The organism is Candidatus Polarisedimenticolia bacterium, from assembly GCA_036004685.1.
Classification (GTDB): domain Bacteria; phylum Acidobacteriota; class Polarisedimenticolia; order Gp22-AA2; family AA152; genus DASYRE01.
In genome coordinates this window covers 15036-39716 of the sequence record DASYRE010000016.1, presented here as the reverse complement: position 1 = coordinate 39716, position 24681 = coordinate 15036, and the positions used below count along the sequence as shown (strand labels likewise).

Here is a 24681-nt window from a genome sequence, read left to right as displayed (position 1 = left end):
TCACCTTCAAACTGATCCCGAGAGGTCAGAAAGGGAAGCGAACATGAGCCTGGACCCGAAGACCCCCTAGCCGCGGCTGGAGGGTTTTTTTTTGCCCGCGCGCGGCGCGGCGGAAAGAGCGACATGCCCTCCTCCGAGGACGCCCTGATCATGGATGCGCCGAAGATCGACCGTACCCTGAGCCGCATAGCCCACGAGATCCTGGAGAAGAACCGGGACCTCGAGGACCTGGTGCTCGTGGGAATCCGGACGAGAGGGGTGCATCTCTCCGAAAGGCTCGCCCGGAAGATTCAGGAAATCGAGAAGGCCGACGTGCCGGTGGGGATCCTCGACATCACCCTCTACCGGGACGACGCCACCACGATCGGACCGCACGCGCTGCTGAAGGCGACTCTGATCCATTTCCCGATCGACGGCAAGAAGATCATCCTGGTCGACGACGTCCTGTTCACCGGACGGACGATTCGCGCGGCGCTCGACGGCATCATGGACTTCGGCCGCCCCCGGTCGATCCAGCTGGCCGTTCTGATCGACCGGGGCCATCGCGAGCTTCCGATCCGCGCCGACTACGTCGGCAAGAACCTGCCGACCTCGCTCGACGAGCGCGTCAACGTGAGCCTCGTCGAGGAAGACGGCGAGGACGCGGTGCACGTGATCCGTCCGGCGGGGGCCGCCCGGGAATCCGAAGGGAAGAAGGAGAGGGTCTAGATGACGCCGGAGGCGGGATTCCAGATGCGCCATAAGCACCTCCTGGGGATTGAGCCTCTGGACGCGGACGAGATCCGGCTCATCCTGGACACCGCCGAGTCGTTCCTGGAAGTCTCGCGCCGCCCGATCAAGAAGGTCCCGACCCTGCGGGGCCGCACCATCGTCAATCTCTTCATGGAGCCGTCGACGCGCACCCGCTCGTCCTTCGAGATCGCGGAGAAGCGGCTCTCCGCCGATTCGCTGAACTTCTCCGCCGCCGGGAGCAGCGTCGCGAAAGGGGAGAGCCTGATCGACACGGCGAGGAATCTGGAGGCGATGGCTCCGGATATGATCGTCATCCGTCACTCCGCCGCCGGCGCTCCGCATCTCCTGGCGAAGGTGTGCCATTCCTCCATCGTGAACGCCGGCGACGGCGCCCACGAGCATCCGACCCAGGCGCTCCTGGACGCCTTCACGATGCGGCAGAAGAAAGGGAAGATCGCGGGCCTCCGGATCGCCATCATCGGGGACATCCTGAACAGCCGGGTGGTGCGCTCGAACGTCTTCCTGCTGAAGAAGCTGGGAGCCAGCGTGGTGATCTCGGGCCCCCCCACGCTCCTGCCGCCCGGCATGGAGCGCCTGGGCGTGGAGGTCGAGGCGCGGATGGAGCGCGCCCTGGAGGGATGCGACGTGGTGATGATGCTGCGGGTGCAGCGGGAGAGGATGGCGCGCGGTGCCTTTCCCTCCCTGCGGGAGTATTTCAATCTCTACGGTCTCACCCAGGAGCGCGTGCGCCAGGCGAAGCCGGACGTGATCATCATGCATCCGGGGCCCATCAATCGCGGGGTGGAGATCGCCCACGAGGTGGCCGACGGACGCTACTCTGTGATCCTGGACCAGGTCACGAACGGCGTGGCGGTCCGAATGGCGGTCCTGTATCTCCTGTCGGGAGGGGCGGTTGGCGAGCTGGCTGCTTAAGGGGGGGCGCGTCGTCGATCCGGCCTCGGAGACGGACCGCGTGATGGACGTGCTGGTCCGCGACGGCAAGATCGCGCGCGTGGCGGAGACCCTCGCGGCGGACAACGTCACGGTCCTCGATCTCAAGGGAAAGATCGTGGCGCCCGGGTTCATCGACATGCACGTGCACCTGCGCGAGCCCGGCCGGGAGGACGAGGAGACGATGGAGACCGGGAGCGCGGCGGCGGCCGCCGGGGGCTTCACGTCGATCGCCGTCATGCCGAACACCGATCCGTGGAACGACTCGCAGAGCGTCACGGAGTACATCGTGTCGCAGGCGCGCAGCCGGGCGGTGGTCAACGTCTTTCCCATCGGGTGCATCAGCAAGCAGGGAAAGGGGGAGGAGCTGGCGGAGATCGGCGACATGGTGAAAAGCGGCGTCGTCGCCGTTTCCGACGACGGCCACCCCGTCTCCTCCGGGCACCTCATGCGGATGGCGCTGGAGTACACGAAGATTTTCGACCTTGCGGTGATCGACCACTGCGAGGAGCGGAGCCTGTCGGCGGGCGGCGTCATGCACGAGGGGTTCACCTCGACGGTGCTGGGGCTGCGGGGGATCCCGGCGGCCGCGGAGGAGATCATGGTGGCCCGGGACGTGGTTCTGGCGGAGGCGACCGGAGGACGGATCCACATCGCGCACCTCTCCTGCCGGGGAAGCCTCGAGCTGGTGCGCCGCGCCCGCGAGCGGGGAGTGCGCGTCACCGCGGAAGTCACGCCGCACCATTTTGCCCTGACCGACGCCGACGTCGCCCGGAGCGGCTACGACACCAACACCAAGATGAACCCGCCGTTGCGCGCGGAGGAGGATCGGGACGCGATGCTTCAGGGTCTGGCGGACGGGACCCTCGACGCGATCGCCTCCGATCACGCCCCGCACAACATCGTGGAGAAGAGCGTAGAGTTCGATCAGGCCCCGTTCGGCATCGTGGGTCTCGAGACGTCGGTCCCCCTGGCGCTGGATCGGCTCGTCCGGGGGAAGGTGGTCGATCTCCGGCGGTTGATCTCGCTGTACACGACCGGTCCGGCCCGCATCCTCAATCTCGAGCGCGGCACGCTGGCGCCGGGCGCCGTGGCCGACGTGACCGTCCTCGACCTGGACAAGGAAGTGACGGTGGACTCCTCGACGCAGCGATCCAAGAGCCGCAACGCCCCGTATCAGGGGTGGAAGCTGCGGGGGGCTCCGATCCTCACGATGGTCGGCGGCCGGATCGTCTTCGATGCGCGGTCGTGAGGCCGGCGGCGCGCCGGCGCTCACGCTCCTCCTTCTCCTGCTGACCGCTCTCGGCTCGGGCTGCGGCCCGGCCCGATCCCGCCCCAGCTTCGTCCTCATCCTCGTCGACACGCTGCGCGCCGACCATCTCGGCGCCTATGGCTACCGGCGGCCGACTTCGCCGCGGATCGACGCGCTCGCCGCGCAGGGGACCCTTTTCCAGACGGCGATCACCCAGGCGCCCTGGACCCTGCCCGCCGCCATGGCGGTCGTCACGGGTCGCCTCCCCTCCAGTCATCGCGTGGAGAACGACGGGCTCCGGCTGTCGCGCTCGATTCCCACGCTCGCGGAGGTCCTCAAGCGGGAGGGGTATTCGACCTCCGCCGTCGTGAGCCATATCTACGTCGCGGCCCCGTTCGGGTTCGATCGGGGATTCGATCGCTTCGACGACTTCGGGCTGTCCCGCGCCTACCGGTTCGAAGCGGGTCTGGAGCCGCGGGCCGAAGCGGTGACCGATCACGCCCTGGCGCAGGTGCGGGCGCTCAAGCGGCGGCCCTTCTTCCTGCTGGCGCATTATTTCGATCCGCACTGGGACTACGATCCTCCCGCGCCCTACGCGGAGCGCTTCGCGCGCCCCTACTCCGGGAAGATCGACGGCCGCTATCAGAGCTTCTCGCGCTTCGCTCAGATAGGGGCCGAGCTGCCCGCCGCGGATCGGGAGCATCTGATCGATCTGTACGACGGGGAGATCGCCTACACCGACGCCCAGATCGGCAGGCTCCTCGACGGATTGCGCGGCGCGGGCGTCTCCGAGGCGGTCGTGGCGATCACCGCCGATCACGGCGAGGAGTTCAAGGAGCACGGCGGGCTCGGGCACGGCCGGACTCTTTACGATGAGGTGCTTCGGGTGCCGCTGATCGTCTCGCGGATCGGCGCGGCGGCCCCGGCGCGGCGCGTGGCCGAGCAGGTGAGGTCGATCGACCTCTTCCCGACGATTTGCGATCTGGCGGGCGCGGCGATCCCCTCCGGCGTGCAGGGGAAGAGCCTGGTCCCGTGGCTCGAAGGTCGGAAGGACGCCTCCCGAGGGGCGCTCAGCGAGACCATCCGCTTCGACGCCTATCGGAAGTCGTACCGGGAGGCCGGACGGAAGGTCATCGTCCGCCTGGAGGACAACCGCCGGGAATTCTACGATCTCGTCGCCGACCCCGGGGAGACCCGGAACGTCCTGAGCGAGCGCGCGCCGGAGGCGCTGAGGCTGGAGGAGGCCCTGTTCTCCGAGACGGACGGGCTCGCCGGGGGCTGGAACCTCAGATGGAGCTCCGACGGCTCGGCCCATCGTTTCTCGGGGACGATCGAAACCGATGGGCTCATCCTCTCACTCGTGCCGCTCTTCCCGGAGGCGGGGCGTCATCGCGTGGTGCGCGGCCGGCGTATCGACTTCGACCTCGAGGGCGTGGTGCGCGGCGGCGGCCTGTCCTTCTCGGTCGAGCCGGACGACGCGCGGGTCAACTTTTCCCTGGCGCTCGACGGCTCTCCGGGAGTCAATTTCGTGCGTATCGGAGGCGATCGCACCCCGCCGCCGTCGAACCCTTTCAGTCTCTCCTCTCCGCTGCGATCGGACGTGCTGACACGACCGGTCTTCACGCCGGGCGGGGAGACGGGATACTTCCTCTGGAGAAGCCCCTCCGGGTCCCCGTCCGACGCCGTCGAGCTGAGCGACGCGATGAAAGAGCGCCTCCGCTCGCTGGGATACCTCCGTTGAGCGCCGCCGCGCGAGGGTTCCGCCGCTTCCCCTTCTACGGCGCGGCGCTGGCCGCGGCCCTGTCGGGGCAGGGGCTGCTCCTGGCCGGCGGGATTGCCGCGGGAGCGATTCTGCATCTGGCGGCGGCCGCCCTGGTGGCCTGGGGCTCCGGGCGGCGGGGGAGCGCCGCCGCCGCGCCCGTTTCCGCCCCGCGGCGTCCCCTCGTCCTTCTGGCGCTGCTCATCGCGGCCGCCTTCGCGGTCAGGAGATACGCCATCGGATCGATCCCGTGGGGGCTGAACAACGACGAGGGAATCGAGGGGCTCATCGCCTGCCGCTTCCTGGCGGGCGAGCGGATCGCGCCCTTCTCTTCGATCGGGCTGTCGCGGGAGACTCTGTTTCACGTCCTGCTGATGCCGCTCTTCGGAGCGCTGGGCCCCGGCATCGTCCCGCTGCGCCTCCTCTCCCTGGCGATCTCCCTGGCCACGCTGCCAATCCTTTATCTTGCCGGCCGGAAGCTCTTTTCGGAGAAGACGGGATTGCTGGCGGCGGCTCTTCTGGCCGTCTCTCCCTGGCACCTGCTCTACAGCCGCACCGGACTGCGCAACATCCTGCTCCCGGCTTTCGTTCTGGCCTCGATCGCCGGATTCCGCATTGCCCTGGAGACCAGGAGAACGCGCTGGTTCGTGATCCTGGGGGCGATCCTCGGAATCGGGATGTACAGCTACACGAGCTTCCGCATCGTGCCGCCGCTGCTGGCCGCCTGGGCATTCCTGAGGCGTTTCACGACGCGGGAAAGACCCCTCGGATGGAAAGAAACGGCGGCGATCGCGATCCCTTTCGCGCTCCTCCTCGTTCCCCAGATGGCCTACGCGCGCGAGCATCCCGCCGAGATCTTCACTCGCGGCGCCTACGTTCTCGGGCAAACGCCCCAGGCCTCCCTCCCGGCCAACGTCTGGTATGCGCTCCTCATGCCGGGGTTCTATCCCGCCCGCTACGGGGTGATGCAATCGCTCTACTATTTCGGCGACGGCGTGAGCCTCGTCTACGCGGCGATCGGCCGATTCCCGGAAACCGCCGTTTCGGCCGCTCTCATGGCGTGCGGTCTGGTGCTGGTCATGACGGGGGTGATCCGCCGCCGCTCCGAGGGAGACATGGTGCTTCTCCTGTTCCTGGGAGGCACGATCGTGACGGTGGGGCTCGCCGGACCGAGCTTGACGCGCCTGATCGGCAACCTGCCGCTGTTCTGCCTGACCGGAGGGCGCTTTCTCGAGGAGCTCGAGGGCGAGATGCGGAGCCGGTTCTCGGCGCGCCTCGGACGGGGCGCCGTCGCGGCGCTCCTGACGGCGGCCGGCTTGCTCTGCGGCGAGCAGTATTTCGCGCGCGCCGGGACGAGCCGCCGGGCGATGTTCTATTTCGCGGCCACTCAAACCCTCATGGGGGGCTACGTGGCGCATCGCCCCCCGGACCACCCGATTTACGTCCTCTACAGCGAGGAGCCGGAAACGCTCCAGTTCCTGACGTTTCCGCGGCGCCGGGCGACGACGCTCTTGAGAGATCCGGCGGCGCTCGACCTGGAGCGCATCCGATCCATGCCCGGACGCAAGGAGTTCGTGGTCGAGAATCACGGACGATTCCGCGCGGTTTTCGAGGAGCTCCGGCGGACCTTTCCGGACTGCCGGAGGAGCGTCCTGTCGGATGCCCGAAGAGGGGACGGGGCCCCGGTGGCGTTCGTCCTGGAGGTCGGGGATGCCGCGCCGGGGGCAGGCGTTTCAGGCCCGGCGCGGGGCTCCGCGGCGCCGTTAACCGGCATGCTAGAATCGCCTCGTGAACTGGAGCACACTCCTGCCTCCACTGCTCGCCTTGCTAGCGCTCCGGGGCTCTGACGCCCCTCCCTCCGGGCCGGCCGCGGAGCTCGATTCCGGCATCTCCGTCACCGCGGTCGACTTCGGGCGCGTCGCCTGGGGAAGGAACTCGCTGCGCGCGCGGCTGCGGAATGACGGGGATCGGGCGGCGACCCTGAGGCTGCGCGTGCGCTCGGCGTTCCTCGATTCCGGGTCGGGAGTGCTGTGGGAAGCGGCATATCCGGCTCTCGTGCCGCCGCGCCAGGAAGGGGAAATCACGCTCGATTATTTCGTGCGCCCCGATCACGGCCGCCTGCGGGTGGACCTGAGCGCCGAGACCGCCGCCGGCCGGAAAGTCCACGAAGCGGCCAAGGAGTTCCTGTTCGAGCCCCCCTACCGCGGCGATTACGTTCTGCAGCCTTATCGCCCCGCCCGGGAAGGGGTGGCCTGGGAGGGACGGGTCCTGTCGCCGTTCCGCGTCCGCGAGAGCGAGCATTTCATTTTCTATGTGTTTCCGGGCTCCGAGGCGGCGTCCGACCTTACGAGAATCACCGAGCAAAGAGAGAAGATTCTGTCGCGCCTTTGTCGTGAGCTCTCCGTCACGCTGCGCGGTAAGGTGGTCTTCTTCCTTTATCCGGACGCCGAGCTGGCCCGCAAAATGACCGGGCACCGGGGAGATGGATGGACCTACGGGAACACCATCGTGGAAGTCTACGGAGCCCGCCGCAAAGTCGATCCGCATCACGAGCTGGTGCATCTCGTGGCGGGGCGCGTCGGCTCCCCGCCGGTTCTGTTTTCCGAGGGATTCGCCACCGCGCGGGAGAAGGACTTCGACAATGCCGGCCGGTATGCGGCCGACGTCGAGGACTGGTGCCGGGGGTTTCTGGCGGAAGGCGCGCTGCTGCCGCTTTCCGAGCTGATGGAGGTGAGGAGCCTGGGAGAGGACCTGACCCGCCCGCGGGTGGCGTACCCAGAAGCGGCCTGCTTCGTCCGCTACCTGTCGGAGCGTTACGGATGGGAGAAATTCCGGCGCGCCTACGCGGAATTGGTGGGAAGCGAGAATCCGGAGGAGCGCTCGCGCAACGGGATCCGCTTCCGGGAGATCTTCGGAGTGAGTTTCGAGGAGGCGGAAGCCGATTGGAGGGAGGAGCTTTCGCGCGCCCGCAGCCGCGTCCCCGTGGAGATGATCCGGCGGGTCGTCCGCGAGGAGACCGTGCCCTATCTCGTGGCCCGGGCGAAGGTCCTGCTGACTTCGGGGTCGGCGCCGGAAGCGGAGCGGCTTCTCCGGGCGGCGGTGGAGAAGGAGCCCGCGGACGTGGACGCCCGATTCTGGCTCGGCCAGGCGCTCCACCTCCGCAAGGACTACCCGGGCGCCCTGGCGGCCTATGGGGAGGTCGCCGCGCGCGCCGATCGGACGCACCGCATGCAGCTGGCCTGGAGTCTCGTCTGGAGCGGCCAGATACTGGACATGCAGGGAAAGCGGCAGGAGGCTCTCGAAGCCTATCGCAGGGCCGAGGCGCTTCAGGAGGACAGCCCGGTGCGCGTCGGCGGGCAAGAGGCCACTTCGCTGGAGGCGGCCCGGGAGGGAATCGCCCACGCCTACCAGGCTCCCAACCCCTGAGCGGATTGCCGCGGACTGCTTCCGGCATTAGATTGTTGCCTGATGCCGGTGCTCCCAGGAGGCCCCTTGTTTCCGGAACTCTCCGTCGGATCGCATTTCCTGAACGACTTTCTCGTCAAATCGGGGGCCGCCATCCTGTGCGGCGGGCTCATCGGCATCGAGCGCGAGCTCAAGAAGAAGCCGGCGGGCTTCCGGACGAACATCTTAATCTGCCTGGGGTCGACCTACTTCATGATGGTCTCGATTCTGGTGGGAGCCAGCGGGATGGGCAAGACGGGGGATCCCGGACGCATCGCCGCCCAGGTAGTGACGGGAATCGGCTTCATCGGCGCCGGGACGATCATCCAGTCCCGGGGGCACATCGCAGGCCTGACCACGGCGGCGCTGATCTGGGTCGTCGCCTCAGTGGGGCTGTTCATCGGCGCCGGCTACATGATTCCGGCCGCGGTGGGCACCCTCCTGATTTTCCTGACGCTGACGGTTCTCGGGATGGGGGAGCGGAAGATTCTCTCGAGATGCCGGACGTTCGACTGCCTGGTGGTCTTCGCGGACGACGGCGGCAAGACGCGCAAGCAGATCACCCGGCTTCTCGCCTCCTACGAGAAATCCCTGGAGAATCTGCAGTTCAAGACGACCAACGGGAGCATCACGCTCACCCTCCAATACTGTGACAGCCACGCCGAGCATCGCAAGCTTCTGTCGGACCTCTGGATGATCGAAGGTGTCCAGGAGGTCCGCCCTCTTCGCTGAAGATCGCGCCGCTCCTCCGCGCCAGGAGGCCGTTGACTCCCCGGCGAGCGGGACGTTAGAATGCCCGGTTTTCCATACCAGGGAGGACCGATGGCAGCCGCGCCCGTCGTTCTGCGAACCGAGCTTTCCGAACTGCAGCTCCTGAACCGGGGAAAAGTCCGGGATCTTTACGCCTGCGGCGAGAGCCTGCTGATCGTCTCGACCGACCGGATCTCGGCCTTCGATTACGTCCTGGCCAATGGCATCCCGGACAAGGGGCGCGTGCTGAATCAGTTGTCGCTCTTCTGGTTCGGCAAGACGCGCGAGATCGTTCCCAACCACCTGATTACCGGCAAGGCGGCCGAGTACCCTGGCTCCCTGGGACGGCATCGCGAGCTGCTTTCCGGCCGATCGATGCTGGTGAGGAAGGCGAAGATGTTCGAGGCGGAGTGCGTGGTCCGCGGCTATCTGGCGGGCTCGGGCTGGAAGGAGTACCAGAAGATGGGGTCGGTTTCCGGAGTGCGCCTGCCCGCCGGCCTGAAGGAGTCGGAGAAACTGCCGGAGCCGATCTTCACCCCTTCCACCAAGGCGATCGACGCCCACGACGAGAACATCTCCTACGACGACCTGATGCGCCGGGTGGGGTCCGACGCCGCCCGGAAGCTGAAGGAGCTGAGCCTGGCGCTCTACCAGGCGGCGAGCCGCCACGCCGAGTCCTCGGGGGTGATCATCGCCGACACGAAATTCGAGTTTGGGACGGTGGAAGGGGAAATCGTCCTGGCCGACGAGGTCCTGACCCCCGACTCTTCACGGTTCTGGCCCGCCGACAAGTACGAGCCGGGTCGCGGGCAGGACTCCTACGACAAGCAGTACGTCCGGGACTATCTGGAGCGCATCGGCTGGAACAAGCAGCCTCCCGTCCCCGCGCTGCCGGAGGAGGTGGTGGCCGGAACCCGCGAGAAGTATCTGGAAATATTCCGGCGCTTGACGGGCCGTCCGACTTTGGAGGATTAAGGGCCGTCAGGCCGTGAGACGGCCTTCGAGGGACCCGAGGGAGCGGCAGACTTCTTCGAACGCCGCGGCGTCGAAGCCGGGAGTCTGGCGGGGGCCCGCCAGCGATTTTTTGAGCGCGAGGACGCGGGTGAGGATGCTCTCCAGGCGGGCGCGGCCGATTCTCCCCGTCTTCAGGGCCCGGGCGAGGGAGGCGTGGGCTTCCTCGACGCGCTCCCACGAGTTGCAATACATGACGAGGTCATTCCCCGCTTCGATCGCCTCCCGGACGACGTCCCCCGCCGGACGCTTCTGATCCACCGCGCCCATCTCCAAGTCGTCGGTGACCACCACTCCCGGGTATCCGATGCGGGAACGCAGGAGATCCGTCACCAGCGCGCGAGAGAGCGTGGCGGGGCCGCGGGTCGATCCCTGGAGCGCCGGGTAATAGGCGTGGCCGACCATCACCATCGGCAGCACCTCCCGGAGCCGGCGGTAAGGAGCGAGATCCTGTTTCCACAGCGCGTCGGCGGGGCGCTCGATCCTTGGCAGGTCGAGATGCGAATCGACGTTCCCTCCGCCCAGCCCGGGGAAATGCTTGCCGCATCCGAGGACCCCCGCCTCGCGCTGTCCCTCCAAGAAAGCGCGCGCCAGCGGCGCGACCGTTTCCGGGTCCTCGCCATAGGCCCGATCGCCGATGCCGTTCGGGCTGTCGGCGGCAGAGAGATCGAGGACCGGAGCAAAGTTCAGGTTGAACCCGAGAAGCGCCAGACCCCGGCCGGTCATCCGTCCATGCTCGCCGATGAGCGACCCGGCGTCCCGGGAGCGGGACATCGGAAGGTTCGCGGGAATGGGCGGAAAGATCCCCTTCAAGCGGCTGACGCGGCCCCCTTCCTGATCGATGGCGAGAAAGGGCGGAATGGCGGAAAGCCCCTGCAGAGCCCGGCAGAAGTCGGCGACTTGCGAAGCATCCTTGAGGTTCCGGCTGAAGAGGATGATCCCGCCGGGACGGATGCGGCGCAAATCCCGTTCCAGGGACGAGTTCATGACGGAGCCCTCGAACCCGACGAATAGGAGCTGCCCCGCCTGGTCCTTTTCATCCTGAGGGAAGGACTGCACGCTCATGCAAGGCATTCTTGCACGCGGCCAAGATGGCGCGCAACCGGAAGTCTCCATTTTGCTGAAACAACTGGCGTTGCTCCATCCAGATAGCACGCCGTTATGATATCTCTAGAACTAATATATTGATTAACCTCTTAAGAGATATATAATGTCAAAAGATAGGATATGAGTAATTACAATAATGTATACTGCTGAGCGGACGATGGGGGAGCCAGATCGGGAGCGGGAGTCGCAGGCAGCACGGGAAGGTCAGGGATTCCAGCGGCGCCTTTCTTGAACCATCCCTCAGGGAGTGTTAGCATTACCCGCTTTTTGCGGGCGTCGAGGGGAGCGACGTGAGCCGAAAGTTCTACACCATCATGATCGTTCCGCACGCCGCCGCGAAGTTCCGCCGGCTGCGGGTCTCCAAGAACCTTGCGATGGGAGCCGGGGTGTTTCTGGGAGCCCTTTTCCTCTCCGGCGTCCTTCTTCCCCACTTCATCATCCGCTCGACCTACCTGAGCTGGGTCTCGGCCCGCTTGGCCCGGCAGAACGCCGAGCTCAAGAAGTCGAACGAGGAAATCGATGCCGCGCTGGGCGATCTGCGCGCCAAAATGAACAATTTCGAGGCCAAGGCGAGTCAGCTCGCCCTGATGATCGGCGTGAACAATCTACCGCTGATGCACCAGCCGGCGGCCGGGGGAGGCCTGGATCTGGGGAGCCTCTCGCCCGGGGAGGGCTCGCGTTTCGTGAAAGGGGAGCTCGAGATGCTGGAGCAGAGGACGGGCGCGCTGCAGGACAGCTTCAAGGTCCTGGACGTGGCGTACGCCAAACAGGCGCTGGTGCTTTCCTCGACACCCTCCATCATGCCGGTCAAGGGACTCTACGGCAACGGTTTTGGATGGAGGCGGGATCCGTTCACCGGAGTGCGCGATTTCCACCAGGGACTCGACATCGTGGCCCCGCCGGGAAGCCGGGTCGTGGCTCCCGCTGACGGGGTGGTGACGCAGGCCGGGGTGAGCGGCGGCTTCGGCAATTCGATCTTCATCTCCCACGGATACGGGCTGGTCTCGCGCTTCGGTCATCTGCAGAGTTTCAGCGTGAAGCCGGGCCAGAAGGTGCATCGCGGCGACGTGATCGGCACCGTCGGAAGCACGGGACGGAGCACCGGTCCCCACCTGCATTACGAGGTCCTCCTGCACCAGCGCAACGTCGACCCCCTCCGCTACATCCTCGACGAATTCAACAGTTTCTAGAAACTCGCTCCCTCGGCCGCGGGGCCGCCCGGCGCGCTTTCCAAGGACGCCGGAGCCGCGGACTGTTTGACGCTCCGTCGGGCTCTGGGGTATGTTCTATTATTTAGGAAGAGGCGGGATGTTCCTCGACGCAGTCCTCCGGCAGATCATCGGCAGCAAGAACGAACGCGAGCTCCGGAAGCTCACGCCGCGGGTCCAGGCGATCAACGCGCTCGAGCCCGGGCTGCAGAACCTTTCCGACGCGGAGCTCGCCGGGAAGACGGTTGAATTCCGGCGCCGGCTGGAGGCCGGAGCCGCCCTCGACGATCTCCTGCATGAAGCCTTCGCCGTCGTCCGGGAAGCGGGACGCCGGGCCTTGGGGATGAGGCACTTCGACGTGCAGCTCATCGGAGGCATGGTGCTGCACCACGGGAAGATCGCCGAGATGAAGACCGGCGAAGGCAAGACCCTCGTGGCGACCCTTCCCGTCTATCTGAACAGCCTCCCGGGCCGGGGAGTGCACGTCGTGACGGTGAACGACTACCTGGCCCGCCGTGACGCCGAATGGATGGGCCGGCTCTACCGGTTCCTGGGGCTTTCGGTCGGCGTGATCCAGCACGATCTCGACGACGCCCAGCGCCAGGAGGCGTACGCCGCCGACGTGACCTACGGGACGAACAACGAGTTCGGCTTCGACTACCTCCGTGACAATATGAAGTACTCGCTGGACGCCTTCGTCCAGCGCGGCCACGTTTTCGCCATCGTCGACGAGGTCGACTCGATCCTCATCGACGAGGCGCGGACCCCGCTGATCATCTCCGGCCCCTCGGACGAGTCGGTCAACAAGTATTACGAGGTGGATCGCATCATTCCGCGCCTCGCCCGGGAGGAGGATTTCAAGGTCGACGAGAAGGCCCGGACCGTGAGCCTCACGGAGGGCGGCGTGGAGAAGGTCGAGAAGCTCCTGGGAGTCCCCAATCTCTACGATCCCGAAGCGATGGAAGTGAACCACTGCGTCCAGCAGGCCCTCAAAGCGCACGTGCTGTTCAAGCGGGACGTCGACTACATGGTCAAGGAAGGCCAGGTGGTGATCGTCGACGAGTTCACGGGGCGGCTGATGCCCGGAAGGCGCTGGAGCGACGGGTTGCACCAGGCGGTCGAGGCGAAGGAGAAGGTGAAGATCGAGAAGGAAAACCAGACGCTGGCGACCATCACCTTCCAGAACTACTTCCGGATGTACGAGAAGCTCGCCGGAATGACCGGGACGGCCGACACCGAGGCGGTGGAGTTCGACAAGATCTACAAACTCGAGGTCATGGTGGTCCCGACGAACCGGCCCTTGATCCGGGCGGAGAATCCGGACGTCGTGTACCGCACCGAGGAGGAGAAGGCCCGGGCCGTCATCGAGGAGATCGTGGAGCTGCACGAAAAAGGCCAGCCGGTCCTGGTCGGCACGGTCTCGATCGAGAGATCGGAGCACCTTTCGGGATTCCTCAAGAAGAAGGGGGTGCCGCACGTCGTCCTGAACGCGAAGTACCACGAGCGCGAGGCCGAGATCGTCGCCCAGGCAGGCCGCCTGGGCGCGGTCACGATCGCGACGAACATGGCGGGCCGCGGCACCGACATCCTCCTGGGAGGCAATCCGGAATACCTGGCGCGCAAGGCGGTCGCCACCGCGACGTTCGAGACGCCCCCGGCCGCCGAGGCCGCCTATTCGGGAGCGCTCGCGGAGGCCCGGTCGCGGTGCGCCGAGGAACACGACAAGGTGGTGGCGCTCGGCGGCCTGCACATCCTCGGGACGGAGCGGCACGAGGCCCGGCGCATCGACAACCAGCTGCGGGGGCGGGCCGGCCGGCAAGGCGATCCGGGCTCCTCGCGCTTCTACCTCTCGCTGGAGGACGATCTCCTGCGGATCTTCGGCTCGGACCGGCTGAAGGGGATCATGCAGAAGCTGGGGATGGAAGAGGACGTGCCGATCGTCCACGGCATGGTCACCCGCTCGATCGAGCGGGCTCAAAAGCAGGTGGAGGCCCGGAACTTCGACATCCGGAAGCATCTCCTCGAGTACGACGACGTCATGAACAAGCAGCGGGTCGAGATCTACCGCCTGCGTCGCGAGCTCCTGGAGGGGAAGGGGCAAGGGGAATACCTGATCCAGAAGATGGAGGAGATTCTCGACTGGATTCTCGAGACGCACGCGCCGGAGGAAGCGGAGCCCGAGGATTGGTCGGTGCCCGAGATCTCGACCCAGATGTTGCGCCTCTTCGGAATCGACCCGGTCCGCGAGGGGGTCGATTTCGGCAAGGTGTCGCGCCCCGAGCTGCGGGAGCGCCTCGGGAAGCTCGTCCAGGACCGCTACGCCGCCAAGGAGGCGGCGCTCGGACCCGAGATCATGCGGCAGCACGAGCGCCTGGTGATGCTGAACGTCATCGACACCCAGTGGAAGGATCATCTCCTGACGATGGACCACCTCAAGGAGGGGATCGGGCTGCGGGGCTACGGCCAGCGGGATCCCCTGACCGAATACAAGCGGGAGTCCTTCGAGATGTTCTCCGCCATGAAGGAGCGGATCGAGGACGACATCGTCCGGTTCCTGTTCCTGATGGATCCGGTGGTGAAGAGAGAGGAGGACCAGATGCGGCGCCGGCAGGAGCGCGATCTGGTCTTCACGGCGCCGGCCAAGGAGGCTCCGGAGCCGGCGCGGCGGGCCGTCGGCAAGGTGGGACGGAACGATCCGTGCCCTTGCGGCTCCGGCAAGAAATACAAGAAGTGCCACGGGGCCGCGGTGGAGGAGGGCAAGGTGGTGCATGGAGCTCGGAGCTGACGGAGGGGTGAAGGCATGATCGAATCCCCGGTGCCGGAAGGACTCACCTTCGACGACGTGCTGCTGATCCCGGCGCAGAGCGAGGTGCTGCCGAGCCGCGTCGACACCGGCACCCTGCTGACGCGGAGAATCCGGCTGAACGTCCCGCTCATTTCCGCGGCCATGGACACCGTCACCGAGTCCCGGCTCGCCATCGCCATGGCGCAGCAAGGCGGCATGGGCGTCATCCACAAGAACCTCTCCACCGAAGAGCAGGCGATGGAGGTGGACAAGGTGAAGCGCTCGGAGAGCGGCATGATCGTGGACCCGATCACCATGGGCCCTCAGAACCGGATCTTCGAGGCGCTGGAAATCATGAAGAAGTACAAGATCTCGGGGGTGCCGATCACCGATCCTTCCGGCAGGCTGCTGGGGATCCTCACGAACCGCGATCTCCGCTTTGAGACGCGCCTGGATCTGCCCCTCTCCGATCTGATGACGAAAAAGAATCTGATCACCGTCCCGGTCGGGACCACGCTCGAGGAGGCCAAGCGCCTGCTGCACCAGCACAAGATCGAGAAGCTTCTGGTCGTCGACGATCGGTACCATCTCAAAGGCCTGATCACCGTCAAGGACATCCAGAAGAACATCAAGTATCCGTTCGCCAGCAAAGATCAGCTCGGCCGGCTGCGGGTCGGCGCCGCCGTCGGGGTCGGGGAGGAGGCGATCGCCCGCGCCAAGGCGCTGGCCGAAGCGAAAGTGGACGTCCTGTTCATCGACACGGCGCACGGACATTCGAAAGCGGTGCTGGAGGCGGCGCGGGCGATGAAGAACGCCCTGCCCTCGATGGAGCTCGTGGCCGGCAACGTGGCCACCGAAGAGGGGGCGGAGGATCTGATCCGCTGCGGGGTGGACGCGGTGAAGGTCGGCATCGGCCCCGGATCGATCTGCACGACGCGGGTCGTGACCGGCGTGGGGGTCCCGCAGATCACGGCGATCGCCGCGTGCGCCCGGGCGGGAAAGCGTCACGGTGTGCCGATCATCGCCGACGGCGGCATCAAGGTTTCGGGCGACATCACCAAAGCGCTGGGCGCCGGAGCGCACAGCGTGATGATCGGCAGCCTGCTGGCGGGGACGGAGGAGGCGCCCGGGGAGACGATCCTCTACCAGGGCCGGACCTTCAAGTCGTATCGCGGCATGGGCTCCCTCGCGGCGATGAAGCGGGGGAGCGCGGACCGGTATTTTCAGGAGTACGAGTTCTCGGAGGAGAAGCTGGTCCCCGAGGGCATCGAAGGGATGGTCCCTTACAAGGGGAGCGTCACGGCGCTGGTGCCGCAGTTGGTCGGCGGGCTGCGGTCAGGAATGGGCTACTGCGGCTGTCCCGACATCGAATCGCTGCGGACCCGGGCGAAGTTCCTGCGCGTGACGGCGGCCGGCCTGAAGGAATCCCACGCCCACGACGTGGTCATCACCAAGGAAGCCCCCAACTACCGGACGGAATCGTAGCGAGCGGGCCCGGCGTCTCCCCGGCGTGGCTCGGGCTCAGGATGCCGGCCTCTCGACGGTGATCTCGCGCCGCTCCCCCCCGCCGTCCCGCAAGGTCACCTGAATCGCTCCAGCGGGGCGGTAGCGCCCCAGCCTCCCCGGCCATTCGACCAGGGCGACGCCGTCGGTGCCCAGGACATCCTCCAACCCGAGCTCCCTGAGATCCTCCGGTTTCTCGATGCGGAACAGATCGATGTGATACACCGGAAGGCGGCCGGCGTAGACGTTGACCAGCGTGAAGGTGGGGGAGTGGACGCTGCGGGGATCGACGCCGAGTCCCGCCGCCACGCCGCGTGCGAACACCGTCTTCCCGGTCCCGAGGTCCCCGTCGAGCAGCACGGTGTCGCCGGCGCGCAGGTCCGCCGACAGATCGCGTCCCGCCTGAAAGGTCTCGGCCTCCGAAACCGTCCGCATGAGGTTCGCCGGGGCAGCCGTGGCGGTCCCCCTCACTCCTCTCCGTCCAGACCCTTGAGAAGGTGCGCCATGGCGTCGGGAAGGAAGGCGATGAGATCGCGCGCCATCAGCGGGAGCTCGCCGCGCTGCTCGGCGCAGAGATCGGCCGCCAGGCCGTGGAGGTAGACCCCCAGGAGAACGGCATGGAGGATTGGGATCCCCTGGGTCACGAGCCCCGAGAGGATCCCCGTCAGGACGTCGCCGGATCCGGCCGTCGCCATCCCGGGGTTTCCCGTGGGGTTGACCCAGACGTTTCCCTCCGGATCCGCAATGAGGGTCCGATATCCCTTCAACACGAGGAAGCAGGAATGCTCGGTGGAGAATCTCTGGCAGACGGCGATGCGGTCCTTCTGGATCTCCTGCGACGAGGTCCCTAGCAGGCGGCCCATCTCGCCGGGGTGGGGAGTCAGAATGAGGGGCCGATCTTTTCCGGACAGCTGCTCGGGCGCGGCCGAATAGGCGTTCAGACCGTCGGCGTCGAGAATCAGCGGGAGCCTCGTCCCCGACACGATCTCCCGGATGAACGACTGGGTCTCCGCCGCGGTCGAAAGTCCGGGTCCCAGCGTCAGCACCCCTTTCCCGTCCAGCAGCTTGAGCACGCGCGCCGCCGCCTTGGTGGAAACCGTCCCCTCGCGCGTCTCGGGAAGCGGTTCGGTCATCATCTCCATCACCTGGGGGGCGAGGATGGGTTGCACGCTTTCCGGCGTGGCGACGGTGACGAGACCGACGCCGGCGCGGAACGCCCCTTCCGCGACCATCCGGGCGGCCCCCGGCTTTCCCTTGGAGCCGGCGACGACGAGGAGGTGCCCATAGTCGCCCTTGTGGCTCTCGACCTTCCTCGGAGGCAGGTAATGTGCCAGCTGGCCGGGCTCGACGAGATTCAGGCGGACCTCCTCCGCGTCGACCGCCTCCTCCGGAATTCCGATGTCGGCGACGTAGACCTCACCCGCCTTCTCCTCCGACGGCAGGAAGACGAGCGGGATCTTCGGGCAGGCGAAGGTCACGGTGGCGTCGGCCTGGACGCACTGTCCGGGGACTTCGTTGCTGTCGGCCGAGAGGCCCGAGGGGAGATCCACCGCGACCCGCTCCGCCGCGGCGTTGTTGACGTCCCGGATGACCTCCTCGAGGTATCCCTTGACGCCGCCCCGGGCGCCCGTGCCCAGCAGCGCGTCGAGCACCATGTCGTAGCGCGCCAGCTCAGGGAGGAACTCGTGCCAGGCGCGGACGTCGACGATCTCGCGAACCTCGACGCTCATCTTTTCCAGGATGGAGAGGTTGGTCAGCGGCTCGCCCTTGATCTCCGAGCGCCGGCCGAACAGGAGCACCTGCAGGTCGTAGCCGCGGTTGTGGAGGTGGCGCGCCGCGACCAATCCGTCCCCCCCGTTGTTCCCCTTGCCGCAGAGGATGAGGATGCCCCGATCCTCGAGGTCGTCGTAGCGCGATTCGAGGAAGTCGACGATCTGCAGCCCGGCATTCTCCATCAGCACGATCCCGGGAATGCCGTAGTCCCGGGTGGCGCGCTGATCGATGCTTTTCGTCTGGCGGCTGTCGAGAATTTTCATGGGGAGATCTCCTCGGGCGAAAAACTATACTCGAAGGGTTCCCGGCCCCGCAACCGGCGCGCCCCGGGCCGTTTTGACACCCCCGGGCTGGCGGATCATAATGGGCGCCCTTTGCATCGGGAGGCCCGTCGGCGTGCTGCGCTTCCTCACCGCCGGAGAATCGCATGGTCCGGCCCTGGTCGCCATCCTGGACGGCGTTCCGGCGGGAGTGCCGCTCCGGCCTGGCGACATCCAGTCCCAGCTGCGCCGGCGCATGGGAGGATACGGCCGGGGAGGGCGGATGAAGATCGAAACCGACGAGATCCGGATTCTCGCGGGGGTGCGCTTCGGCAAGACGCTCGGAAGCCCCATCGCCCTGCTCATCGAGAACCGCGACTTCGCCAACTGGAGCGCGGCGATGGCGCTGGAGAGCGCCCCCCGCGGGGAGCGCGCCCGGAGGGTGACGCGCCCGCGGCCCGGCCACGCCGATCTGGCGGGGGCGCTCAAGTACGGCACGCACGACGCCCGCGACGTCCTGGAAAGGGCCTCGGCCCGCGAGACGGCGGCCCGGGTGGCCGTCGGGGCGGTGTGCCGATCGTTGCTGGGGCGCTTTGGAATCGAGATCGCCAGCCACACCACGTCCGTGGGACGGGCCGCCGCCCCCGCCACGCGCGAGGCTCCGTGGTCTCGGATCGTGGCGTGCGAGCGCACGGCGCTGCGCTGCGCCGATCCCCGGCTGGAGCGGCGGATGATCCGGGAGATCGACGCGGCCCGAGCGCGCGGCGATTCGGTCGGGGGCAGCTTTCAGGTGGTCGCGCGCGGCGTGCCCGCCGGCCTCGGCGGTCACCGGCATTGGGACTTGCGCCTTTCGGGGACCCTGGCCCGCGTGCTCCTCTCGATCCCTTCGGTCAAGGGGGTCGAGATCGGCTCGGGCTTCTCCAACGCCCTGGCCCGCGGCTCCGAGGTCCATGACGAGATCTTCTACGATGCGCGGAAACGGGCCTTCCTTCGGAAAACGAACCGGGCCGGGGGACTGGAAGGGGGGATCACCAACGGCGAAGAGATCCGGGCGCGCGCCTACGTGAAGCCGCTCTCCACGCTGCCGCGCGCGCTGCGATCGGTGGATCTGGTGTCCAAGAAGAGCTTCGGAGCGGCGGTGGAAAGGACCGATGCCACGGCGATCGCCGCGGCCGGCGTGATTGGCGAGGCGATGGTCGCCTACAGCCTCGCGGAGGCTTTCCTGGAGAAATTCGGCGGCGACAGCCTGCCCGAAACGCGCCGCAACTTCACCGGGTTCCTCCGGCAGCTCAGGGCTTTCTGAGCCATCCCGGCGGGCGACGGCGATCGCGAGCCGCCGGGATCCCGCCGAGGCCGCGCGCGCGGGAGGCGCCCCGCAGGATGGCCTGCGTCAGCGTCTCCACGCCGAGAGCCTCCACCACCGATCGATCGGCCTCGAGCGTCCCCGTGGAAAGGGCGTAGACCAGGTCGCCGTCCCAGGAGGTGTGGGCCGGGAAGAGGGTCCGGGCGAGCGCCACCTGCGAAACGGCGGCAAGCCGGCAGGCCGCCGGCCGATCCAGACGGGCGTTGGTGGCCACGATCCCCAGCGTCGTGCTCTCGATCCGGGAGCCTTGCCGCCGGACCCCGGAGCGCAGCAGGCTCTCGGTGCCGGCCAGGCCGCGGCCCGAGGCGGTGCGGGCGCCCGCCACGATCCGGCCGAGCGCGGGATCGACCACGTCGCCGAAGGCGTTGACCACCGCGAGCGCCCCGACGCGCAGCCGCCCGAGCGCGCGGGAGGCGGTGCCGATTCCGCCTTTCATGGCACGGGACATGCCAAAGATTTTGCCGACCGTCGCTCCCGTTCCAGCTCCCACGCTGCCTTCCGCAAGGCCCGCCCCGCGCGCGCCACGGCAGGCGCCGTAGGCCATCGCGGCGTCGGGCCGCCGGAGGTGGCTGCCGATCGCCAGATCGAAGAGCGCGGCTCCCGTCACGATGGGCACGCGGAATGCTCTCACCGGCTCTCCGACGCCCTCTTCCTCGAGGTATTGCATCACTCCCGCCGCCGCGTCGAGGCCGAAGGCGCTGCCGCCCGTCAGGAAGACGGCGTGAACCCGCTCCACCACGTGTCCGGGCCGGGCCACGGTCGGGTTGCGGACGCTCGACGCCCCGCCCCGCAGATCGACGCCGCAAATCGCCCCGCGGTCGCACAGGACGACCGTGAAGCCAGTGACGGCGGCGAAGTCCTGGGCATGGCCGGCGCGGAGGCCCGGGACGTCGGTGATCGAGCCGGCGATCGCCGTGGAAGGGGCGCGGCGCATGGAAGCTCCTCCTCTCCGTGAAGCGCCGAGAGTAGCACATCGCCCACGCCGGCTCTGCAAGGGAAGGCAGGCGGCGAGGTTTGACAGAGGCGGCGGGCGCGCCTATCGTGGGCGGCGCGGCCGGCCCTCGGCAGCCAGCGGCCTCTCTTCGGGAGATTCCATGAGCAGCCAGAAGATTCGAGTGATCCAGTTCGGCCTGGGGCCGATCGGCCAGACCTTGGCGAAGGAGACGCTCGCGCGCCAGGATCTCGAGCTCATCGGCGGCGTCGATCGGGCACCCGGAGTCGCGGGGCGCCCCCTCGAGGAGGTGCTGGGCCCGCAGGCCCACCGGCTTCCGCGGATCGTTCCGAACCTAGGGGATCTGCCGATGCCGCAACCCTCGCGGGTCGTCCTGCACGCGACCGGATCCCGGCTTCCCTCGGTGCTCCCCCAACTGGAGGAGATCCTCTCCTCCGGATATCACTGCATCTCGACGTGCGAAGAGCTGGCCTACCCTTGGCTGCATCACGCGCTGCTTGCCCAGCGTCTGGACGCCCTGGCCCGCGAGCACCGCGTCGGTCTGGTCGGAGCGGGTGTCAATCCGGGGTTCATCCTCGATCTCGTGCCGGCGGTGCTGGCGAGCGCCTGCCGGAGGGTCGACAAGGTGCGCGCCTCGCGGATGGTGGACGTGGCCCGGCGTCGCGAGCCGCTGCGCCTGAAGGTCGGCATGGGGCTGAGCCTGGACGCCTACCGGACGAAGGGAGCCGCGCAAGGAAGCATGGGCCACGTGGGGCTGGGCGAGTCGGCCGCCCTTCTGGGCTCGGCCCTCGGATGGGCGGCGCGGCAAGTCACGGAATCCTCCGAGCCGGTGATCGCCCAACGGGAAGTGCGGGCGGGGAGCATGACGATTCCGGTGGGATCGGTGCTGGGCACGCGCACCCGGGCGGCGCTGTTCACCGAGGATCTCGAGCGGGTGTCTCTCGAAGTCACGATCGCCGCGGGGGTCGAGGTGGAGGAGGATCGGGTCCAGATCGAGGGAGACCCTCCTCTGAAGCTGATCATTCCTGGAGGAATCCCGGGCGACTCGGCCACGGCGTCGATCGTGGTCAACGCCATCCGGCGGATCGTCGCGGTGCCTCCGGGGCTGCACACGATGCTGACGCTGCCAGTGGTTCCCCACGGCCCGCCGCGTCTGGCCTGAACCGGGCGGGGGTCCCTTCGCCCGCCTCAGAGAATCAGATCGGCCGAATCGGTGAGGAAATAGGAGCCGCACACGCGATCGAGGGTTTCGGCGTCGAGTGACGGCGTGATCCCTTCGAACAGGGCGGCGTCGACGATCTTCTCCAGGATGTCCCGCGGATGGCAGGCGCGGGGGGGAAAGCCCTGCTTCTCGTAGTACTCGGTGAACAGGTATTCGGCGGCCCACTCCCACCCTTCGGTGATCCCCCGGCGGTCGCATTCCAACCGGAAAATCTCCCGGTATTCCCGGCGCGTCGGATCGGTCATGGCGATCTTGTAGCGGATGCGGCGCAGGAACGCCTCGTCCACCAGATCGTGCGGCCTGAGGTTGGTGGCGAAGATGACCAGCGTCCGGAAGGGGACGGGGAATTTCCGCCCCGTGTGGAGCGTCAGATAGTCCACCCCCTTCTCCAAGGGAACGATCCAGCGGTTCAGGAGGTCTCGCGGCTGCACGAGCTGCCGGCCGAAATCGTCCAGGATGAAGACGCCCCCGTTGGCTTTCATCTGCAGCGGCGCCTGGTAGAAGCCTTCGCGATCGTTGAAGATCAGGTCGAGCATCTCCAGGGTCAGCTCGCCGCCGCTGAAGACGACGGGGCGTCCGGCCCGTACCCAGCGGCGATCGGCGAGCGCTCCCGCGAGCGGCACCTCGGCGCCGGCGGGGCCGGACTCCTCGCCGTGAAAGACGGGGTCGTAGATCCGGATCACCTGCTGGTCCATCTCCACCGCGTGCGGCACGAAGATCGACCCGCCCAGAGCGCGTCCCACGGCCTCCGCCAGGACCGTCTTGCCGTTTCCCGGGGCGCCGTAGAGAAAGACCGATTTTCTCGCGGCCACCGCCGGCCCGACGCGCTCGAGCGTCCCCTCCGGGAGGACGAGGTGCGAGAAGGCCTCGCTCAGCCTTTCGGTGGGGATTCTCTCCAGCCCCTGGTTCTGGTCGATCACCTTGCGGGAATAATCTTCGAGGGAGACGGGGGCGGGTCCCACGTAGCGGCTCACCGACAACGCTTCGCGCGCCCGGTCGCGGCCCGCCGAGAGGATCAGGAACCGGTAGGAGGCCCGGCTCGGCCCCTCGGTGCCCTTGAGCTCGATCAGCTTCTCGCGCTTGAGCGACTCGAGCGTCTCCTCGACCACGTGGAACGGAAGCCGCAGGGAATCGGCGATCTCGGACCCCTTCATCTCGTTCTGGTAGTAGAGGGTCTTCAGCGTCAGGTCGAACAGGAAGGAGGCCGAGAGACCCGTCTCCGCCAGGGTCCGCGGAGCGCGCGGGGCGCCGGTAAGGGGGCAAGGTTCGGTCAGGATTTCCAAAGGCGCGCCGCTCATCGCGTTTCCTCCCGAGTTTCGAAGTCGATGTGATCCCCAATCCGCGTGGCGGATCCCCGGACGGTCCCGGCGGGCAGCTCCAGCACGGTGCGCGCCCGCCAGCGGACGGGAGCGACCCGCCCCGGGGCGAGATTCTCCTCCACGCCGAGCACCCGGCGGTCCCGGTCCAGGAACAGCACGTCGATAGGGAAGCTCATCCCGCGCGTATGGACGCCCCGGCACGGGACGATCCAGAGGGCCTCGCCGCGCGGCAGCTCCCGGCGGCCGGACAGGCCCCGCAGCCGCTTCCAGAAGCGGTCGGCTTTCTCGACGCGGCGCGCCAGCTCCGTCCCCCGGTCCCGATTCATCGCCCGCACGGCTCGAGTCCCCCTTACTTCGTCGTCTGCAGCGTGTTACTGAAGATCTGGGCCAGGTTCAGGAAAGCCGGGCCCAGGATCACCGTGAGCAGCGCCGGAAAGATGCAGAAGAGCAGCGGAAAAATCAGTTTGATCGTGGTCTTGGCCGCGGCCTCCTCGGCTCTCTGGATTCTCTCGGTCCGGAGGGAGTCGGAATGGACGCGCAGCGACCGCGCGATGCTCGTGCCGAACTTGTCGGTCTGGATCAGCATGGCGGCGAGGGAGATGATGTCGTCCACGCCGGTCCTCTCCCCGAGATTGCGCAGCGCCTCCCCCCGGGTGCGCCCGGCGCGAATCTCGAGGTTCACGAGCTTCAGCTCCTGGCTGATCTCCGGATGGGTGCGCTCCAGCTCCTCCGCCACCTTGACGATCGCCTGGTTGAGCCCCATGCCGGCCTCCACGCAGACCACCAGGAGATCGAGAGCATCGGGCAGGCTCAGGCGCAGCCGGTGCTGCCGGCGGCGGGCCAGGGCGCGCAGAACCAGCTTCGGCAGGATGAGTCCGGCGAGCGCCAGAAGGACGATCCCCAGGAAACGGTAGGCGGGGGTCATGGGGAGGTGGAGGGTGCCAATCCAGAACAGCGCCGGCAGGCCGGCGAGCGTCACGACCCTCCAGAGATTGTAGGTGGCGAGAGCCGTCCCGGATCGATAGCCGGCGTGAAACAGCGCTTTCTGGGTCGCCGAGGCGTCGGCCATCGACAGGGGGGCCTTGAAGGCCTTTTTGCGGATCGAGCGAAGGGTCTCGGGATCGGTCGGGGCCGCGACAGGTGCCGCGATCTCTTCCATCGCCTGAGGTGACGGGAGCTCCCGGAGCCGGCGGGCCGCGGCATGGCGCGGCCGCAGCGCGAGATACCCAGCCGCGGTGGCGGAGAGCATGAAGGTCAGAATCAGGCCTAGCAGCACGATGAGTTCCACGT

The 24681-nt window shown here is 67.5% G+C and carries 20 protein-coding genes; 13 read left to right on the top strand and 7 right to left on the bottom strand.

The window, feature by feature from the left end; all coding sequences use genetic code 11:
- Positions 1-123 precede the first annotated feature (123 nt).
- The 8 genes from pyrR (at position 124) to VGR67_03705 (ending at position 9863) form a co-directional block, all read left to right on the top strand.
- A complete protein-coding gene (pyrR, locus tag VGR67_03740; GenBank protein ID HEV8335509.1) occupies positions 124-708 on the top strand; it encodes a bifunctional pyr operon transcriptional regulator/uracil phosphoribosyltransferase PyrR in 585 nt (194 codons plus the stop codon).
- A complete protein-coding gene (locus VGR67_03735; protein ID HEV8335508.1) occupies positions 709-1665 on the top strand; it encodes an aspartate carbamoyltransferase catalytic subunit in 957 nt (318 codons plus the stop codon).
- A gap of 43 nt (positions 1666-1708) precedes the next feature.
- Entirely contained in the window at positions 1709-2935 is a 1227-nt protein-coding gene (locus VGR67_03730) for a dihydroorotase (GenBank protein HEV8335507.1), read from the top strand.
- Complete coding sequence (locus VGR67_03725; GenBank protein HEV8335506.1) at positions 2922-4676, top strand: sulfatase; 1755 nt, start codon at positions 2922-2924, stop codon at positions 4674-4676. The genes VGR67_03730 and VGR67_03725 overlap by 14 nt, the downstream gene beginning before the upstream one ends.
- Entirely contained in the window at positions 4673-6541 is a 1869-nt protein-coding gene (locus tag VGR67_03720) for a glycosyltransferase family 39 protein (protein HEV8335505.1), read from the top strand. The genes VGR67_03725 and VGR67_03720 overlap by 4 nt, the downstream gene beginning before the upstream one ends.
- Positions 6483-8120 (top strand): tetratricopeptide repeat protein, encoded by a 1638-nt coding sequence (locus VGR67_03715; GenBank protein ID HEV8335504.1) that lies wholly within the window; start codon positions 6483-6485, stop codon positions 8118-8120. Before VGR67_03720 ends, VGR67_03715 begins: the two co-directional genes overlap by 59 nt.
- Before the next feature lie 66 nt (positions 8121-8186).
- The gene (locus VGR67_03710) at positions 8187-8870 is read left to right on the top strand and encodes an MgtC/SapB family protein (protein ID HEV8335503.1); all 684 of its coding nucleotides are present in this window, start codon (positions 8187-8189) and stop codon (positions 8868-8870) included.
- 90 nt (positions 8871-8960) lie between these two features.
- Entirely contained in the window at positions 8961-9863 is a 903-nt protein-coding gene (locus tag VGR67_03705) for a phosphoribosylaminoimidazolesuccinocarboxamide synthase (GenBank protein ID HEV8335502.1), read from the top strand.
- Between the two features lie 6 nt (positions 9864-9869).
- On the opposite strand, the gene nagZ is transcribed toward VGR67_03705, so the two are convergent.
- Positions 9870-10964: a beta-N-acetylhexosaminidase gene (gene nagZ / locus VGR67_03700; GenBank protein ID HEV8335501.1), complete on the bottom strand. Its 1095-nt coding sequence runs from the start codon at positions 10962-10964 to the stop codon at positions 9870-9872.
- 332 nt (positions 10965-11296) lie between these two features.
- Between nagZ and VGR67_03695 the strand changes: the two genes are divergently transcribed.
- From VGR67_03695 to guaB, 3 genes are all read left to right on the top strand, one after another.
- The gene (locus tag VGR67_03695) at positions 11297-12196 is read left to right on the top strand and encodes a M23 family metallopeptidase (protein HEV8335500.1); all 900 of its coding nucleotides are present in this window, start codon (positions 11297-11299) and stop codon (positions 12194-12196) included.
- 118 nt (positions 12197-12314) lie between these two features.
- On the top strand, positions 12315-14999 hold the full coding sequence (gene secA, locus VGR67_03690) for a preprotein translocase subunit SecA (GenBank protein HEV8335499.1): 2685 nt from the start codon (positions 12315-12317) through the stop codon (positions 14997-14999).
- 15 nt (positions 15000-15014) lie between these two features.
- Positions 15015-16484, top strand: a complete 1470-nt coding sequence (guaB, locus tag VGR67_03685; protein ID HEV8335498.1) for an IMP dehydrogenase — start codon at positions 15015-15017, stop codon at positions 16482-16484.
- Positions 16485-16520: 36 nt separating this feature from the next.
- On the opposite strand, the gene tsaE is transcribed toward guaB, so the two are convergent.
- Together tsaE and VGR67_03675 are read right to left on the bottom strand one after the other, a co-directional pair.
- The gene (gene tsaE / locus VGR67_03680; protein ID HEV8335497.1) at positions 16521-16973 is read right to left on the bottom strand and encodes a tRNA (adenosine(37)-N6)-threonylcarbamoyltransferase complex ATPase subunit type 1 TsaE; all 453 of its coding nucleotides are present in this window, start codon (positions 16971-16973) and stop codon (positions 16521-16523) included.
- Positions 16970-18538, bottom strand: a complete 1569-nt coding sequence (locus tag VGR67_03675; GenBank protein HEV8335496.1) for an NAD(P)H-hydrate dehydratase — start codon at positions 18536-18538, stop codon at positions 16970-16972. Before VGR67_03675 ends, tsaE begins: the two co-directional genes overlap by 4 nt.
- Before the next feature lie 133 nt (positions 18539-18671).
- On the opposite strand from VGR67_03675, the gene aroC reads away from it, so the two are divergent.
- The gene (gene aroC, locus VGR67_03670) at positions 18672-19838 is read left to right on the top strand and encodes a chorismate synthase (protein ID HEV8335495.1); all 1167 of its coding nucleotides are present in this window, start codon (positions 18672-18674) and stop codon (positions 19836-19838) included.
- Here the strand turns inward: aroC and VGR67_03665 are convergent.
- On the bottom strand, positions 19825-20832 hold the full coding sequence (locus VGR67_03665) for a P1 family peptidase (protein HEV8335494.1): 1008 nt from the start codon (positions 20830-20832) through the stop codon (positions 19825-19827). The genes aroC and VGR67_03665 overlap by 14 nt on opposite strands.
- 160 nt (positions 20833-20992) lie before the next feature.
- Between VGR67_03665 and VGR67_03660 the strand changes: the two genes are divergently transcribed.
- The gene (locus VGR67_03660) at positions 20993-22012 is read left to right on the top strand and encodes a dihydrodipicolinate reductase (GenBank protein HEV8335493.1); all 1020 of its coding nucleotides are present in this window, start codon (positions 20993-20995) and stop codon (positions 22010-22012) included.
- A gap of 26 nt (positions 22013-22038) precedes the next feature.
- On the opposite strand, the gene VGR67_03655 is transcribed toward VGR67_03660, so the two are convergent.
- From VGR67_03655 to VGR67_03645, 3 genes are read right to left on the bottom strand one after another with little or no spacing between them, the layout of a single operon-like run.
- Complete coding sequence (locus VGR67_03655) at positions 22039-23370, bottom strand: ATP-binding protein (GenBank protein HEV8335492.1); 1332 nt, start codon at positions 23368-23370, stop codon at positions 22039-22041.
- Positions 23367-23717: a DUF192 domain-containing protein gene (locus VGR67_03650; GenBank protein ID HEV8335491.1), complete on the bottom strand. Its 351-nt coding sequence runs from the start codon at positions 23715-23717 to the stop codon at positions 23367-23369. The genes VGR67_03655 and VGR67_03650 overlap by 4 nt, the downstream gene beginning before the upstream one ends.
- 23 nt (positions 23718-23740) lie before the next feature.
- Positions 23741-24679, bottom strand: a complete 939-nt coding sequence (locus VGR67_03645) for a type II secretion system F family protein (GenBank protein ID HEV8335490.1) — start codon at positions 24677-24679, stop codon at positions 23741-23743.
- Between the last annotated feature and the right edge of the window lie 2 nt (positions 24680-24681).